The following is a 14,515-nucleotide window of genomic DNA, read 5'->3' on the forward strand; positions in this document are numbered from 1 at the left end:
CTAGGTATCCTAGGATAAATTATCTCTATTTAACTATGGCAAGGAGCTGCAACGGAACAGTGTCTCCTTAAACGGCTTTTTATATAATTTTTAATCACAATACTTTTTTATAAGACTTAACAAATCATTGAGCTCGAAGGGCTTCGACAAGAATGATTCGTTGGGCATTCGTTCTATTTTTTCCAAATTAGTTTTTGCTGATGCAATGATAGTTGGAATATTTTTTAAACGCGGGTTTAATTTCTTTTTTTCGCGAAACTCAAAACCATCAAGCACAGGCATCATCAAATCTATAAAAATAATTAAAGGAAGAGGATCTTTTTCCAATAGGGTTAAGGCCTCTTGCCCGTTGCGGGCTGTTACCACTAAATATCCCACATACTCTAAGGCTCCGGCTAATGCTTCCCTTATGGAATCATTGTCCTCAACTAATAAAATAAGTTGTTTTTTCTTTTCAAATATCATTCGCCAGTTTCACGTTGAACGCTACCGCGTCATATTAAGCTATATTGCGGCCGTAGAAAACATATATCTATCTTATTGGTTATGGAAAACCACAATTGTAAAAAAAATGTTTAAAAACTAAAGTTGTTTGCTCTTGATTAGGGTGTGTTGGCAACTAGTCTCCCAGCAAACACACTCAATCAAGGCACATATAATTTTTATCAATAAATAATAGGGATATTTTATGGGACGTAAAGTTGCCGTAGTTACAGGAGGTACTGGTGGAATAGGCTCTGCAATTTGTAGACGTTTAGATAAAGCGGGTTATCAAGTTGTTGCCTGTTATTTCAAAGATGGAAATCATACTCAAGCTAGAAGATGGCAAGCGGCTCAAAGAGCTGCAGGATTTGATATTGAGATTCTATATGCCAATGTTAGCAAATTCTCAGATTGTGAAAATTTCGCCCAAATCCTTTTGGAGTGGTTTGGCCGCGTTGATGTCCTTGTTAATAATGCAGGGATTACCAGTGATTCCAGTTTTAAAAAAATGTCTTTTGAGCAATGGCAGCAAACGCTCGATGCTAATTTAACAAGTGTATTTAATATGACGCGCACCCTGTTATTACCCATGCTTGATAAAAGCTATGGACGTATTATTAATATTTCATCAGTGAATGGGCGAAAAGGCCAGTTTGGACAATGCAATTACGCCGCTACAAAATCAGCGCTATTTGGCTTTAGCAAAAGCTTGGCATTGGAGGTAGCGAAAAATGGGATTACGGTGAATACCATTTCTCCAGGTTATATTGAAACCCCCATGCTTGCCAAGATGAGCCCGGACATATTGAAATCAATTATCGGCAATATTTCTGTAGGACGTCTAGGGCAGCCTGAGGAGGTTGCAGAGGCGGTTGCTTTCTTAGCTTCTGACGAGGCAGGATTTATTACTGGTGCCAATTTGGATATTAATGGCGGCCAATACATGTAGGGCTCAGTTAAGTCATTCTCGCATGGAGTAGCGTTTTACTTGTAAACGGATTTTTGTCTGTGCGGGAATGAGTGGTTTTGGAATATTCCAGGATGGAGTCTGTATGAAAGAGCTAGATGATGTCGAAAAAATTGAAAGAGAAATACAAATTTTAACGTCTTTAGTCGAGCCTACTAATAAAGAGGAATATGTTTATTGGGAATCCGAAGAGGAGGCTGATGTAATACGCTCATACAATTAGTAGGCATAATAACTGGATCCATATTCTATCTTTAGTGCTTACTGCCATTTTTTTGTTTCATAATAAATATCCTAATCAAATTGGATATTATTTATCTTTATGTTAGATTCGCAACTATGGTGTGCTTATCAAAAACACCATCTTATGCAAGCTAATAGGTTTCTACTTAACGCTTATATTAAGGATAACCAGAATAAACTACCAAAAAACAATGGATTAACATATACAAAATAGGTCAAAACATAATTATATTGCGTGACATTATTGTGTTAAGTAAAAAATTTATTAGGCTATTTTCATAGGACATTTTAGGATATAACAATTAGATGAATGGATTAATGCAAAAAAACGTACATACCCAACTTCTATTGAAGTTTATTCATGAATTAAATCAGCCATTAACAGTAATTAAAGCCTATCTAGGTGGGTGTGAAATTAAGTTACAAAGAAATGAACTTAGCCCCAATCAAATAAACAACGCATTACAAAAAATTAGTGAGCATACGGAGTTATTTAAAAATAAAGTTTATTCGATGCAACAGTTAATCATTCAAGAAGAGCGTATAAACATTCCCCATATTATTACCGAAATAAGTTCTTTATTTTCTTTTGAGATAAAAAATCGTAATATTAAACTAAATTTAGACTTCCATGACTGTCTTTTTGACTTTAATATGAGCAAATCCCAACTCAAATGTGTTTTATTTCGCTTATTGAAGCAATGCATTGATACAGCAGGGAATCACATAGAACACAGCGAGTTATTTATTCAAACGAAACCCTATAAAAAGGATGCATTAAGGATGACCATAACCAGCAATTATCCCATAAAAGAGGAGAGCCTGGAAAGTGAATTGACTTATTGCCGCACGTTGTTCACTACTGATTGCGGTAGCTTATTAGCTGAATTAACACCTGATGGTATTTGCTTTCAACTTATCATGTTTCATAAGGGATTATTGATATGAGTACTAGTGCTCCGATGGTTATTATTGTTGATGATGACCCAGAAATATGCGCGTCATTTCGTTGGTTATTTGAGTCAGTAAATCTTCGGGTTCAAACTTATGATAATGCCAAGGACTTTCTTGATAATTATGATGCGAACCAATATGGCTGCCTAATTATCGATGTGAGGATGCCTATAATAAGTGGCCTCGAATTATTAGAATATCTTAATACAACCAAAAATCAGCTCTCTGTAATCATAATCACTGGTTATGGGGATATACCCATGGCAGTAAGAGCGATGAAAGCAGGAGCAGCAGATTTTATTCTTAAACCAGTAAATCATCAGGATTTATTAGAAATCACGCAAAGTTGTTTGAAAAAAAATCAAAATAATACCTTCCAAGTTCAATCTGATTATTGTCAGCGAATCAATAGCTTAACGAAACGCGAAAAACAGATTATGGATTTAGTAATTGAAGGGAAATTAAATAAGCAAATTGCGTATGAACTTAATATATCCATTTCTACAGTTGAAGCCCATCGCGCGAAGGTGATGAAAAAAATGGAGACTAGGACTTTGGCAGATCTGATACGAGCTAATTTACTGCATACGAGTAATACTGCTTCTTTTGAGTACTCTGATTAAATCCTCAAATGATGCGCGCAAAGAAGCAGGCGCGTAGATTCGTGATCAATTGCGTAGCGGAGCAACCAAGGTTTTGGGCGAGAGCCCCTGGGTTGCTACGCTCGCCATGAAAGTTATTTAAAAATAATTAGTCTTAGCAGTAAGCTTTGTGCTAAGCCTGTTAAGGCTTACAGAATGGCTCCAAATCCTGTTCACCCTCATTAGCAATTTGAGGCGGATTTGGGGTTTTAAAAAAAGAAGCTGCTTTTCTTGTGCCCTCAGGGATAAGTACGATAAATTCTTTATCCTCATCATTATGAGCATAATTATTACGGGGTGATGCCTCTGCTTCTTTAATGGCTTCATCGGCTAAAGGAAAGTTGTCATCTATAACTTCTTCTTGCTCCTCTTCTTTTTTTTCCGCAGTTGAGGTAAAGGATTGAAGAAGTTTATTGATTTCCTGGTTATATAAACCCCATTCAAAACAACCTGGCATCATGCAATAATTTCGGATTTGGTCGTCTGAAAAATTATAGGCAATCACAGCACTTAACATGCGGTTATAGTCTTCTTTACTGTCATCCAGTACATAAACGCAAGAGACATTTTCTGTTTGTGTTGATAAAAACTGCAGGACGGCTCTATCTTTTAATAAGGAATCACAAATGCCTAATCTATTAAGCTCCTCAGTGGTGAATCCTTGGTATGTTAGTAGGGCGCGTATGTAATCCTGGCGATTTCTGGTAATGATTTGCACGCAGACGTTTTCGTCTTTTAACATCTCATGAAGAAATTTAACGGCTTCACGGCTTAGCAATAAATCTGCTCCGGGCTGTTCATAGTTAAAATCTTTATTATATGGACCAAATTCTATTTCGAATAAGCTTTGTATTGTATCACTATTCTTTAGTGGTGTTAGTCTATACTCTTGATTTACTGCGCCAGGAACATAGCCTTGTAATAATGATTGATAAAATGGTGAAAAGACGGTTTTACTGCCATCTCTTCCGCTTAAAGTACCATCAAAATCAGTAAAAATAATAATCTTAGGCATTGTTTTCCTTGGAGTGTTTTTAAAAAATGGGTATTAATTTTAATATAATTATATTAAAAAAATATTAACGGGCTTTTGTTGGTAAATCTCAAGAATTCGCGATTGACACTGTATAACGCGCAGCAAAATCCGAGGATTTAAGCTTTATTAAAGCTCAAATCCTCAGGTTAAGCCGCACTTACAGCTACGCTTGTATTAAATAATGCCGATTAACTCAGTTTTTATAACCTCAACCTCAGCGGAGAATTTTTCCATATGCATTGCAGTATTGGTTGCAGGGGTTTTAAAGAAGGTTCCAAAATACCCTTTCTCTGTGGTCGCTTGAACAGTTATTGCCGGAATTAGGGTTGCCGCTGCAATAATCCCTGCAATTGCTCTTATCCATAGAGGGAAACCAAACCATCCTCGATGACTACTTAATACAGGATTTGCTCTTCTCAGCGCCTCATTACATTCGGATTCAAATTGTTGTACCGTGCTCATAGAAACATGAGTATTAAAGAATTTACTCCCAGCCGCCATTAAATGATCGCTAAGATTATACATAACTTGATAGGGACTATCAGCTCGTCTTGAATAGGGGAATTGATTGCGTTTGCTATCTAATCCCTGAATCAATTGTTTAAAATGATGAGATAATTTTTCCTGGATTCGTTGTTGCTCGATACGTTGTAAATCAATTTCACTAAGTCCTTGCTTTAATTTAGGGTCTTTATTTAAAAAATAATTAACAAAAGTTAAATCTCGCGCATCAATCGCATCAACAATATGACCTGTAGTGAGCTGTTTCGCGGGAATAGCATGTAGACGATTAGGATAAGTGTTTAATAACTCTTTGATGTCTGGACGGTCATTTAAGTCTTTAGCCCTACGTATGGTATAACCCGAATAGCTCGTTGGACTGGATTGAAATGCAGTAATTTCCCCGGCATAAACATTGGCCCCAGCCATCATTAAGTAGTGTGCTATGGATAAGTTACCTTTTTCACAGGCATGGAAGAATGGTGTTTTATTTCTTGAGTCTTTATATTCTAATAAGTCAGCTCGATGATTTAAAATGTATTTCACTGCATTAAGCGATTCACACTGTATGGCTCTCAATAGATCCTCAGGCGTTATCTCGTTGACAAACTCTGGCTTAGCTTGAGCGATGCACTCAGCTAAACTATGATCATTTGTTAGAATTGCTATTCTGTAGTTATCACTAGTAAATATAGCCTGATATTGCTCGGATTCTGGAGCTAGCCTTGTGTAATAAGGAATAAATAAGCCCCTGACTCTTTGATCTATTGTTGCGTTACGAGGTAATTTTCCTTGGTTATCTGCTTTAAAGAGATCTGCACCAGCTGCTATTAAATGCTGCGCAATGGGTTCATTGTTGAATTCGCAGGCATAAAATAAGGGAGTTTTCCCTAGTGAATCAGCCTGGTTAAGAAGTTCAGGTTTTAATACTAATAGAGCCTGAACCATGGCAAGCGATCTATCCCTTATGGCATCAATTAAAACTTGAAGCGTAATTTCATTTTTTAATTCAGGGAAATACTCTAATAATACTTCTACTAATTGATGCTCCCCTTGCTTTATAGCGGTTAGGAAATATCCAGGAGTAGAGAGCAATGGAAAACTATTTCCTTCCCTAAGTTGCTCTCTTACCCTTAGGTGATAATCCGTAAATAATCTATTTAGTGTTCTATCATTACGTTGGGCCGCATAGGATTTGGCGGTGGTATTCGCTGAACCAGTTGTCTCAAGAACATTAGCTCCTACCGACATGAAGTAGTTCACTATATCGGCTCTTCCTTCACGGCAAGCAACCATAAGAGGAGTACCATAATCAAGACGGGTTTCTAATAAGTTCGGTGCTAGTGCTAAGATAATTTTAATAAATTCTAATCGACCTTCACGGATGGCCTTTGCAAGTTGTTCTGTAGTTGCATAATGCATCATATAGTTAGAATTAGCACGAGTAAAACTGCTAACTAACTGCATATTTACAGGGGATTGATTAAAGGCTAACTGAAACAGTTTTGCGTCATGCACCCCTTGATTAACTAAAAATTCAGCGCACTTATATTTTCGCTTGTTAATAGCAAGCTCTAAAAGTTGCCTCTTTTGAGAGAATGAGAAGGTTTTTGCGTTATACTCCAGGGATTGGAGTGCCGCTTCTTCAAGTTCTGCTTGGCCATTTAATAATTCTTGGAGCAATTGGATATGCCCTTTGCGGTCAAGATAAGCTTCTTTATGTTCGAAAAATTTTTCAAAATTAGCATCAAATTCACGTCTCTTTTGCTCAGCACTATTAATAGTTCCTGACTCGGTAATTTCAGAGGTACTCCAGCACAGACGACCACCTATGACCAAATAATGTGTATTTTCCAGGACTTTAGTGCTACAGGCTACTTTAAGTTCATCAAAATGAGGTACATCAACATGGTCGGTAATAATCTCGAAAGCCGCATTTACAAGTGCATGATATTCCTGGGAGGTCACTCCATAAGTTTTCTGAAGCATTTTTATAAATTCAGCTTCATTAGAACATAATTGTTTAATTAATTGTTTCGCAGTAGCTGGTTGTTGTAATTCAGAAAGAAATTTCTTTGCATGCTCTGGATTTTTTAAGCGTAGTTGCAAAGCACACAAATAAAGAAAAGTTTGTAAGGAAAATAATTTATATGTAGGTATTTTATTAGAAGAACTACCATTTTTACCTTCAAACTCTGTAAGTGCTTGGTGAAAGATATTTGAAAAATATTTAGCTTGCTCTTGTGGAGCAAAGAACCCTGTTTGTTTAAGAATCAGTTGAATCGCATCTACAACTTCCTTTTCGGTATAATCTTTGTAATCTTCCTCATCACCATAAATTATCTTCAAGTTATCTGCTAAAGTATCAAAAAATCCTGAGTCCTTTTCCGTCAGCTTAGGATAGTGTTTATCTTTTAGAGCGTTATAAATGGTTCTAAATAATTGGGCAGGATTTTGAGTTAACCCTTGTCGGCACTTATCAAGGTCCTCTCTTACTTGTTCGCGAACATACGACACGAAGGGATCGACGTAGGTAATTTTAGGGATCGTGTTAAGGCTGGTTGAGATCTCCCTATCTCGAGCAAAACTTTCAGGAAGGAGTTTTTGTTTTTCTTCTCCTGCGGTAGTTAAATTTAACACATTTGGTAAGTTTAAATTCCTTACGCCATCAGGGTCCATACTGACAATAAACTCACCCTTAACTGCAAAACCCTGATTGCCATTGCATAAATCATCACGCATTTTATCGGTATTAGGATTTTTGCCCTGAAATTTATCGGCATCCTTTTTCTGCTCCTCTAAGGAATCTATGAGTGTTTGAATTACTGTCGCGTCATTTTTTACTGTTTGATGATGCATCAAGGCACGTAACTCTTTAATAAGATCGGCATACAACTGATCGAAACTTCTCTTAGGATTTGTCGCAGTAGAGGTTGGCTTAAAGAATTCTGTTCTTTCCAGATCCGATTTACAGGTGTTATCACCGAAGAGATAAAGTGCTGTCGCTTTTTCCGAGTTTGCGGTGAAATCAGCAGTAACTGTTCTGGCTCCGGTTAAGGGAACAAGTATGGTCAGCTCCCCAACTTTATCAATATGAATAAAGGGGTACTTACTTAATATTGAGTGTAATTGGTTTTTCATGAGAATGACCTTCTGCTGAGGGTTAACGATAATTGATAATTACGACGTTGGGTATAAAATAAAAAAAGATAACTAGGCTTCGTACATCGCTGTAGGACTGATTTGGAAGAATTACGGCTGTATCTCTGCATCATTAACAAATCTTATACCTTTATGTGCCCATAGTTTATCTTAGGAAAATTAAGAGAGCCTTAAGGGGGCACTTTTTTATTAAAGAACGAACTGTGTTAATTTTATCCTGTTTGTTCATCTGGAGCAATAAGATATGCTAATTTTATAATAAATATGATAAATAAAAAGGCTTTATTATGAATTTATATAAGTTGAGTATATTAATTTCATTTTCTTTCTTAACACTGATATCCAATGCCTCTCAGCTAGAAGCCCGCAAACTATGTATCAAAAAAACGGTTTCTAGTTGTCTGGAGCGATGTCAAAAAACAAAAAGAATTCATTGTGCTACGGCGTGCCCTGAAACTGCTCATAATCAATGCCGCCAGGCAGGAGAATAAATTAAAGGAATAGAATACTTGATGTGAAAGGATTGCGTTCTGTGCAAATATAATTCAAATTGTTTGCTTGGTAATGGTTTTTTTATGGTATGATCCATTTTGCTTTATCCATGATTGAAATTAAGGAGCCAAAATGGGTTATAAACGTTGCTTGACTCTCGCATTATTACTCAGTACCCCCTCATTGTTATTTGCAGCAGATAAACTAATTTTTGCCGTGGATATTATTCGCCATGGAGATAGAACACCAATTGTTTCTATCCCTGGCTTAAATTATGAGTGGACTGCAGGTTTGGGGCAGTTAACCGCAGAGGGGATGCAACAAGAATACAATATGGGTGTGGAGTTTCGTAAAAAATACGTAGAACAAACACATTTATTACCTGAGCACTATGAAGCAGGGACCATGTATGTGCGCTCCACCGATTATGAACGCACCCTTATGAGTGCGCAATCCCTACTGATGGGCTTGTATCCTCCAGGAACAGGTCCTAATACTTCAGAGTCAGCGATGCCCGCTTTGCCCCATTCATTTCAGCCCATCCCTGTCTTTAGCGCACCTTATAAGTATGATGATGTTATTGTACAACCTGTAAGTTCCCGCGTACGTGAAAAGCTTATGCAGCAGTATGTTTATCCAACCAAAGAGTGGCAACAAAAAAATAATGAATTGAAAGACAAATACCCACTTTGGAGCTCCTTAACCGGTATGCAAATTAATAAATTGCAGGATCTGGGATTACTTGGTGACACCTTATATATTCATCAACTGCACCATGCACCAATGCCTGAGGGATTAAGCTCACAAGATATTAATGACATCATTAAGGTCTGCAACTGGGCTTTTATGGCGCAAGAGCGCCCACAACAAGTCGCACGTGTATATAGCACTAAGTTAATGACTAATATTGCTAATTACCTTAACAGCGGAAGCCAAAATAAATCCAAACTAAAGTATGTTTTATTATCAGCCCATGATACGACGATTGCCAGCTCATTAAGTTTTTTAGGAGCGCCGTTAGAACAAGCACCTCCGTATGCATCCAATCTTAATTTTTCACTTTATGAAAGTGACGCAAATTCTTATACGGTTAAAGTAACTTATAATGGTGAACCTGTGAGTATTCCTGCCTGCGGTGGGACGGTGTGCAAGTTGCAACAGTTTATGCAATTGGTGCAGGGAGCATAATAAAGTTAAGGATTTGTCGTCCCAGCCCTGAGAATGGCAAATCCTTTAATACAAGAAGGCCAGAACATGGCCATCATTTATTCTGACAAATGATTTTTTCAACTTTAAAGCAAATAGCGATCTAATCTTATGTTTAGAGCCAGTCTTGAAAACTAGCTCTAGAATGTTCTTGAAGATAATGACTATTGTCCAGCACAAAAATAATTAACGTTATAAGAAGAGACGACAGACGCGGGAATTGTCGATAAAGTGATTCGATTCATAAGAAGCGTTCCAGGAAGGATAAAAGAATATTCCATGGACGTATTTGAAGGGAATACAGTAGTTGTATACACAGGTGTTACTCCGTTAAATGCCGTAAAGGTAAAAGACGAGAGGGTAATTACTCCTGCGGTGGCCATCTTCACGCCGATTTTCGTATAAGAAGTACTTGGTATGTCCATTATTATCGAGGCACCTGACAGAAGACTAATATTCATTGTTGCAAAATTATTTAAATTAGAATCAATTAAATTACCTAAATTAGTTACCGTGCCTGTGAAGCTTACCGATACTCCCGGGGTTGATTGACTAGTAATTGGTGCGCAGGTTGGCTCCACGGTAATCGTTGCCATGGAGCTATTGGTATTACTGCCACTAACCGTTACGCTTGTAGTTGGTGCACTTACTGGACTGGTCAATACTATTAAACAATTAGCTCCTGGGGCAAGAGGTCCAGTACAGCCATTATTTAATACCGTAATATTGCTTCCTATGGGAATGCTCGCCGTAATGTTCGTAGCATTGACGGGTGAAAGATTATTATTGGTTACGGTGAGAGTACCATTAGCTCCAGCTTCAAATGTCAATGAGCTCGGGCTTACACTAATTGTTGCTGTAGGTTGAGAAGTTACCGTGACTGCTACATTTTCTGTATTGGTATTATTCCCACTTACTATAATATTCGTTGGTCCTTCAACTGTGCTGCTGGTGTAAGTAATACTGCATGTGGCACCTATAGCAAGGCTTGGTAAACAGGTATTGCTTTGCTCAGTGATAGAGCTACTTACAGGAATTGTGGAGCCAACTGCATCTGCGGTTACTGCCGAACCAGAGCTGTTGGTTACGTTAATGGTCCCCGTTTCGCCAGCAGTAAACATTAGGGAGCTAGGGCTAACACTCAATAGAGCGGTTGGGTTAGTTGTTACTGTTACCATAACTGCTACGGTATTGGTATTGTCACCACTAATACTTATCGAAGTTGGGCCTTCGGCTGTGGTGCTGGTTAATGTAATTGTACAACTAGCGCCAACCGCAATGCTGCTATTACAGGTATTATTGGAAACCATAATATTGCTTCCTGGAGGGCTAATCGCAGTAACGTTTAGAGCAGGGACCGTTGATGAGGAATCATTAAAAATGGTTAATACTCCTGGGGTATTTTGGGTAAATACCAGCACAGTGGGGCTGACACTAATGTTTGAAACAGGAACAGGTGTTACTGTAACTGTCACCTGGCTGGAATTGGTATTGCTGCCACTAACTCCTATTAATGTGGGGCCTTCAGTTGCTGATGCAGTTAAGGTAATTGAACAACTTGTGCCAACAGCAAGGTTTGCACCACAAGTGTTATTTTGCACAGTAATGCTACTGCCGCTCGGAATAACCACATTTACATTCTTGGCAGGCTCGGAAGAACTGCTGCTGTTGGTTATAGTGAATGTAGCATTTGCCCCAGCGATAAAATTTAAACTGGATGGATTCACATTTATTACGGCACCTGTGGCCGAGCCGCGAGTAATATTTAAACTATTAGCAGCACTGGGCTGATAGCATTGATTAGGGATTGGAGAGCCATCTGAATTTGTTTGGCATAAGACGGGCCCATGATGAATCCCTTCACGTGGTAATGTACTGCCGGTAATACTTAAGTTTAGAACACAACTGCTTCCTGGCTGACCCTTAGGAGCTAAGATACAAGGAGTAGTTTGGTTTATTCCAGGTAGTGCTAACATAGTTAGTCTTTTTGATTTATGGGATTGATTTTGTACATTATATTGAACATTGGCTGTCCCATTTTCAGCAACCGTTAGTGTAGGGTTGCTTCCAGAAGAAGGTACAATAGTCCATAATGGGGTAGAGGCTTGCGCTGTAGAGAATAAAACACACGATATGAAAAAAATAAATAAACTATTTTTGCTTAAGCGCTCTTTCCAAGCCATGCCGAGGAGGTATGTCAAGTAATTCTGGGACACCAATTGAAGCTGGCCTAAGGCAAAGAAAAAACGTCGCATGCATACCTCCTTGTATGTGAAGTTAAAAAATCTTCTGTATAAACTTTTAGGCAGCGTATCACTAAAAGAGTTTATTGACTAGATAGAATGAGAAGATGAAGCTTTATGGTTTTCTTGCAGTTGAGAAAGGATGTACTTTTGTCTGATTTACGAGTCTAGGCAGGTCTCTGTAAGGAGAGAAAGTCTTGTTCGTGCTGGGTCCGGAAGTTGTACCATATTCTTTTGGTATTCTCACTTATTTAATCGGCACCTGTTTTAAATTATTATAGTGTAAGTTAATGTTCCAAGGAAATAGTATCATGGCTTCTTCTTTTTCAACTGGACTAGTTATGGGGTGCATGATTGGCGCTATAGGTCAATACTGCGTACAATTATTTTTAAGCGGTAGCAGCACAAACTCGTTAAAGAAAAATGAGAAAAAAACGGCATTAAATGAGCTGTTTTTGACTTATTCTTCTTTCTTGGAGCAACTTAAAAATGACTTTAATGAACCGGCTAACGCACAGATTAGAGAGTTTTTTGTGGTAGACAAATTGGCTATTATGAATTCCTCTGTGCCTCGTTTACGTTATAACTTATCAGAAGAAATTATCCCTCTTTTGAATCAATTGGAAGATTTAGGCTATATTCAGAGGTTGCCTAATGATTCTTTGCTTTACCAAATTAATGAGCATTTTATCCAGGATTTAAATACGATGAACTCTTCTCATCACAAGTTATTACTGGTTAGCGAGGCAAATTAATGAATCTTGAACAGCATTCGATTTATCTGAATACTGCCGGTAGAGGCACTATTGATATTACTGCAGAAGTTGCAGCAGTGGTCGCAAATACTAGTATTGATCAGGGCTTGTGCCAGTTGTTTCTGCAGCATACCAGCGCTTCACTGATGATTTGTGAAAATTATGATCAGCAAGTTCGCCTGGATTTAGAAAATTTTTTAGTGCGCCTGGTTCCAGACGGGGATCCTTTATTCAAGCATGTAATTGAGGGCAAAGATGATATGCCTGCACATGTTCGTACCGTTTTGACCCAAACCAGCCTCGCTATCCCAGTGCATAATGGAAAATTAGCCCTAGGCACATGGCAAGGTATTTATCTTTATGAGCACCGTTATCAGTCACACAAACGCCATTTATTGCTTACGGTTTTAGGACAAGTGCGTGCTTAAAAATTATCTTGTATGCCTACATGATTCAGCCTATAACTATAATGATGAGAACCTAATTTATTCGGTGCAAAATGGCTGCTAAGGAAAAGAGCTACATTAAAGTTCTGCATTTTTTATTACATGACATACGATGTTGTTTGGATTTGCAGTATGTAGAAAAAATATTCCCTTTGCCGCTACTGGAAACCATTCCGGGAAGCCCCATTTATCTTGCAGGGTTAATGAATTTGCATGGAAAATGTATTCCAGTTGTGGATTTGCGCATTTGTGCCGGATTACCTCGAGATGAAACGTACCCTTTAAGCATTCCTATTCTTATGTGCTCTGATGGAACACATCATATTGGTCTTATTGTTGATAGAATGATAGGGCTTGGCGAGATTGATAAAAATAAAATTGAAATACATGAAGAATTTACACGTAGCCATTCACTTTTTTATGGTGCAGTAACGATGAATAACGGTGTTTCATTGCTGATGGATGTGACATCGCTCTTTGCATTGAAATTAACAGAAGAGATAGACCAGGTTTCTGCCGATCATGACTAAATTATTAGATAATATAAAAACTCTTGAGCCGGCATTTATTAAGCTAATCCATGAACGATTCGGTCTAGTAACTCATATAAATCAAGCACGAGAATTAACAAGGATTATTGCCGAGGCTTGTACTTTGTCTAATTACCAGCCCGAGGAATATTTGGATAAGTTGAGGCATTGCTCTAGCAGCTCCGCTTTATTGGCAGACTTAGTTGCCGCAATTACTGTTGGAGAAAGTTATTTTTTCCGTGATAAAACGCAAATGCATTTATTGGAAAAAGAATTATTACCTAACCTCATAAAACGAAAAAAAGACATACGAACCTTAAAAATCTGGAGCGCTGGATGCTCATCAGGTGAAGAACTCTATACCATTGTGATGCTTCTTTTGAAGTTAATTCCTGATATTGAGCATTGGGATTTGCAATTATTAGGTACGGATATTAATGTGGCTGCCCTGGAAAAAGCAAAGACAGGTATTTATAGGCAATGGTCAATGCGTTCTATCCCTGAGAAGTATTTGCAAAATTATTTTACTAAAGTAAAACATACTTATGTGCTTTCATCAGAAGTTCGCGATAGAGTACGTTTTAAATACTTGAATTTATGTGATAATAGCTATCCTTCTATCATTAATGGCACTTACCAAGTCGATTTAATATTATGTCGTAATGTGCTAATTTATTTTGAGAATGATTTAGTTGTTAAAATCATAAAAAAATTAAGTCAGTGCCTGGCTGAAGGAGCCTATCTTTTACTGGGGGCATCAGATCCAATTATCATAGCCGATACAAACCTTGTATTTCACCATGATGGCGCCATTTATTTTACTTTGAATGGCGATAATAAATAAAAAAGGATTTTG

Annotated in this window: 13 protein-coding genes; 9 read left to right on the forward strand and 4 right to left on the reverse strand. The window is 37.8% G+C overall.

Going from position 1 to position 14,515, the window contains the following annotated elements:
- Window positions 1–90: 90 nt before the first annotated feature.
- Window positions 91–465: a response regulator gene (locus BN3124_RS10450; protein ID WP_058534744.1), complete on the reverse strand. Its 375-nt coding sequence runs from the start codon at window positions 463–465 to the stop codon at window positions 91–93.
- A gap of 223 nt (window positions 466–688) precedes the next feature.
- Here BN3124_RS10450 and phbB point away from each other — a divergent pair, with 223 nt between their 5' ends.
- From phbB to BN3124_RS10465, 4 genes are all read left to right on the forward strand, one after another.
- Complete coding sequence (phbB, locus tag BN3124_RS10455) at window positions 689–1,432, forward strand: acetoacetyl-CoA reductase (RefSeq protein ID WP_058534745.1); 744 nt, start codon at window positions 689–691, stop codon at window positions 1,430–1,432.
- Between the two features lie 103 nt (window positions 1,433–1,535).
- Window positions 1,536–1,673: a hypothetical protein gene (locus BN3124_RS17090; protein WP_155522665.1), complete on the forward strand. Its 138-nt coding sequence runs from the start codon at window positions 1,536–1,538 to the stop codon at window positions 1,671–1,673.
- 326 nt (window positions 1,674–1,999) lie between these two features.
- Entirely contained in the window at window positions 2,000–2,641 is a 642-nt protein-coding gene (locus tag BN3124_RS10460) for a sensor histidine kinase (protein ID WP_058534746.1), read from the forward strand.
- A complete protein-coding gene (locus tag BN3124_RS10465; RefSeq protein ID WP_058534747.1) occupies window positions 2,638–3,270 on the forward strand; it encodes a response regulator transcription factor in 633 nt (210 codons plus the stop codon). The genes BN3124_RS10460 and BN3124_RS10465 overlap by 4 nt, the downstream gene beginning before the upstream one ends.
- 160 nt (window positions 3,271–3,430) lie before the next feature.
- Here BN3124_RS10465 and BN3124_RS10470 read toward each other — a convergent pair whose 3' ends face one another.
- Both BN3124_RS10470 and BN3124_RS10475 read right to left on the reverse strand, forming a co-directional pair.
- Window positions 3,431–4,303 carry a hypothetical protein gene (locus tag BN3124_RS10470; protein WP_058534748.1) on the reverse strand — a complete coding sequence of 291 codons (873 nt, stop codon included), beginning with the start codon at window positions 4,301–4,303 and terminating at the stop codon, window positions 3,431–3,433.
- Window positions 4,304–4,498: 195 nt separating this feature from the next.
- Complete coding sequence (locus tag BN3124_RS10475) at window positions 4,499–7,966, reverse strand: ankyrin repeat domain-containing protein (RefSeq protein ID WP_058534749.1); 3,468 nt, start codon at window positions 7,964–7,966, stop codon at window positions 4,499–4,501.
- 645 nt (window positions 7,967–8,611) lie between these two features.
- On the opposite strand from BN3124_RS10475, the gene BN3124_RS10480 reads away from it, so the two are divergent.
- A complete protein-coding gene (locus BN3124_RS10480) occupies window positions 8,612–9,667 on the forward strand; it encodes a histidine phosphatase family protein (protein WP_058534750.1) in 1,056 nt (351 codons plus the stop codon).
- A 182-nt stretch (window positions 9,668–9,849) separates the two neighbouring features.
- Here the strand turns inward: BN3124_RS10480 and BN3124_RS10485 are convergent, their stop codons facing one another.
- Window positions 9,850–11,940, reverse strand: a complete 2,091-nt coding sequence (locus BN3124_RS10485; RefSeq protein WP_058534751.1) for an autotransporter outer membrane beta-barrel domain-containing protein — start codon at window positions 11,938–11,940, stop codon at window positions 9,850–9,852.
- A 299-nt stretch (window positions 11,941–12,239) separates the two neighbouring features.
- Between BN3124_RS10485 and BN3124_RS10490 the strand changes: the two genes are divergently transcribed.
- The 4 genes from BN3124_RS10490 to BN3124_RS10505 all read left to right on the forward strand — a co-directional run bounded on the left by BN3124_RS10490 (window position 12,240) and on the right by BN3124_RS10505 (window position 14,503).
- Entirely contained in the window at window positions 12,240–12,683 is a 444-nt protein-coding gene (locus BN3124_RS10490) for a hypothetical protein (protein WP_058534752.1), read from the forward strand.
- Window positions 12,683–13,111, forward strand: coding sequence for a secondary thiamine-phosphate synthase enzyme YjbQ (locus BN3124_RS10495; protein WP_058534753.1), 429 nt, complete (start codon window positions 12,683–12,685; stop codon window positions 13,109–13,111). The genes BN3124_RS10490 and BN3124_RS10495 overlap by 1 nt, the downstream gene beginning before the upstream one ends.
- Window positions 13,112–13,182: 71 nt before the next feature.
- Window positions 13,183–13,659 (forward strand): chemotaxis protein CheW, encoded by a 477-nt coding sequence (locus BN3124_RS10500; RefSeq protein WP_058534754.1) that lies wholly within the window; start codon window positions 13,183–13,185, stop codon window positions 13,657–13,659.
- Window positions 13,652–14,503: a CheR family methyltransferase gene (locus BN3124_RS10505; RefSeq protein WP_058534755.1), complete on the forward strand. Its 852-nt coding sequence runs from the start codon at window positions 13,652–13,654 to the stop codon at window positions 14,501–14,503. Before BN3124_RS10500 ends, BN3124_RS10505 begins: the two co-directional genes overlap by 8 nt.
- The last annotated feature ends 12 nt before the right edge of the window (window positions 14,504–14,515 follow it).

The sequence above is a fragment of the Legionella saoudiensis genome, from assembly GCF_001465875.1.
GTDB classification, from domain to species: Bacteria; Pseudomonadota; Gammaproteobacteria; order Legionellales; family Legionellaceae; genus Legionella; species Legionella saoudiensis.

What these genes read in the sequence shown, in the direction of transcription:
- BN3124_RS10450 (WP_058534744.1), bottom strand. Translation starts at nt 465, where the DNA reads ATGATATTTGAAAAGAAAAAACAACTTATTTTATTAGTTGAGGACAAT.
- phbB (WP_058534745.1), top strand. Translation starts at nt 689, where the DNA reads ATGGGACGTAAAGTTGCCGTAGTTACAGGAGGTACTGGTGGAATAGGC.
- BN3124_RS17090 (WP_155522665.1), top strand. Translation starts at nt 1,536, where the DNA reads ATGAAAGAGCTAGATGATGTCGAAAAAATTGAAAGAGAAATACAAATT.
- BN3124_RS10460 (WP_058534746.1), top strand. Translation starts at nt 2,000, where the DNA reads ATGAATGGATTAATGCAAAAAAACGTACATACCCAACTTCTATTGAAG.
- BN3124_RS10465 (WP_058534747.1), top strand. Translation starts at nt 2,638, where the DNA reads ATGAGTACTAGTGCTCCGATGGTTATTATTGTTGATGATGACCCAGAA.
- BN3124_RS10470 (WP_058534748.1), bottom strand. Translation starts at nt 4,303, where the DNA reads ATGCCTAAGATTATTATTTTTACTGATTTTGATGGTACTTTAAGCGGA.
- BN3124_RS10475 (WP_058534749.1), bottom strand. Translation starts at nt 7,966, where the DNA reads ATGAAAAACCAATTACACTCAATATTAAGTAAGTACCCCTTTATTCAT.
- BN3124_RS10480 (WP_058534750.1), top strand. Translation starts at nt 8,612, where the DNA reads ATGGGTTATAAACGTTGCTTGACTCTCGCATTATTACTCAGTACCCCC.
- BN3124_RS10485 (WP_058534751.1), bottom strand. Translation starts at nt 11,940, where the DNA reads ATGCGACGTTTTTTCTTTGCCTTAGGCCAGCTTCAATTGGTGTCCCAG.
- BN3124_RS10490 (WP_058534752.1), top strand. Translation starts at nt 12,240, where the DNA reads ATGGCTTCTTCTTTTTCAACTGGACTAGTTATGGGGTGCATGATTGGC.
- BN3124_RS10495 (WP_058534753.1), top strand. Translation starts at nt 12,683, where the DNA reads ATGAATCTTGAACAGCATTCGATTTATCTGAATACTGCCGGTAGAGGC.
- BN3124_RS10500 (WP_058534754.1), top strand. Translation starts at nt 13,183, where the DNA reads ATGGCTGCTAAGGAAAAGAGCTACATTAAAGTTCTGCATTTTTTATTA.
- BN3124_RS10505 (WP_058534755.1), top strand. Translation starts at nt 13,652, where the DNA reads ATGACTAAATTATTAGATAATATAAAAACTCTTGAGCCGGCATTTATT.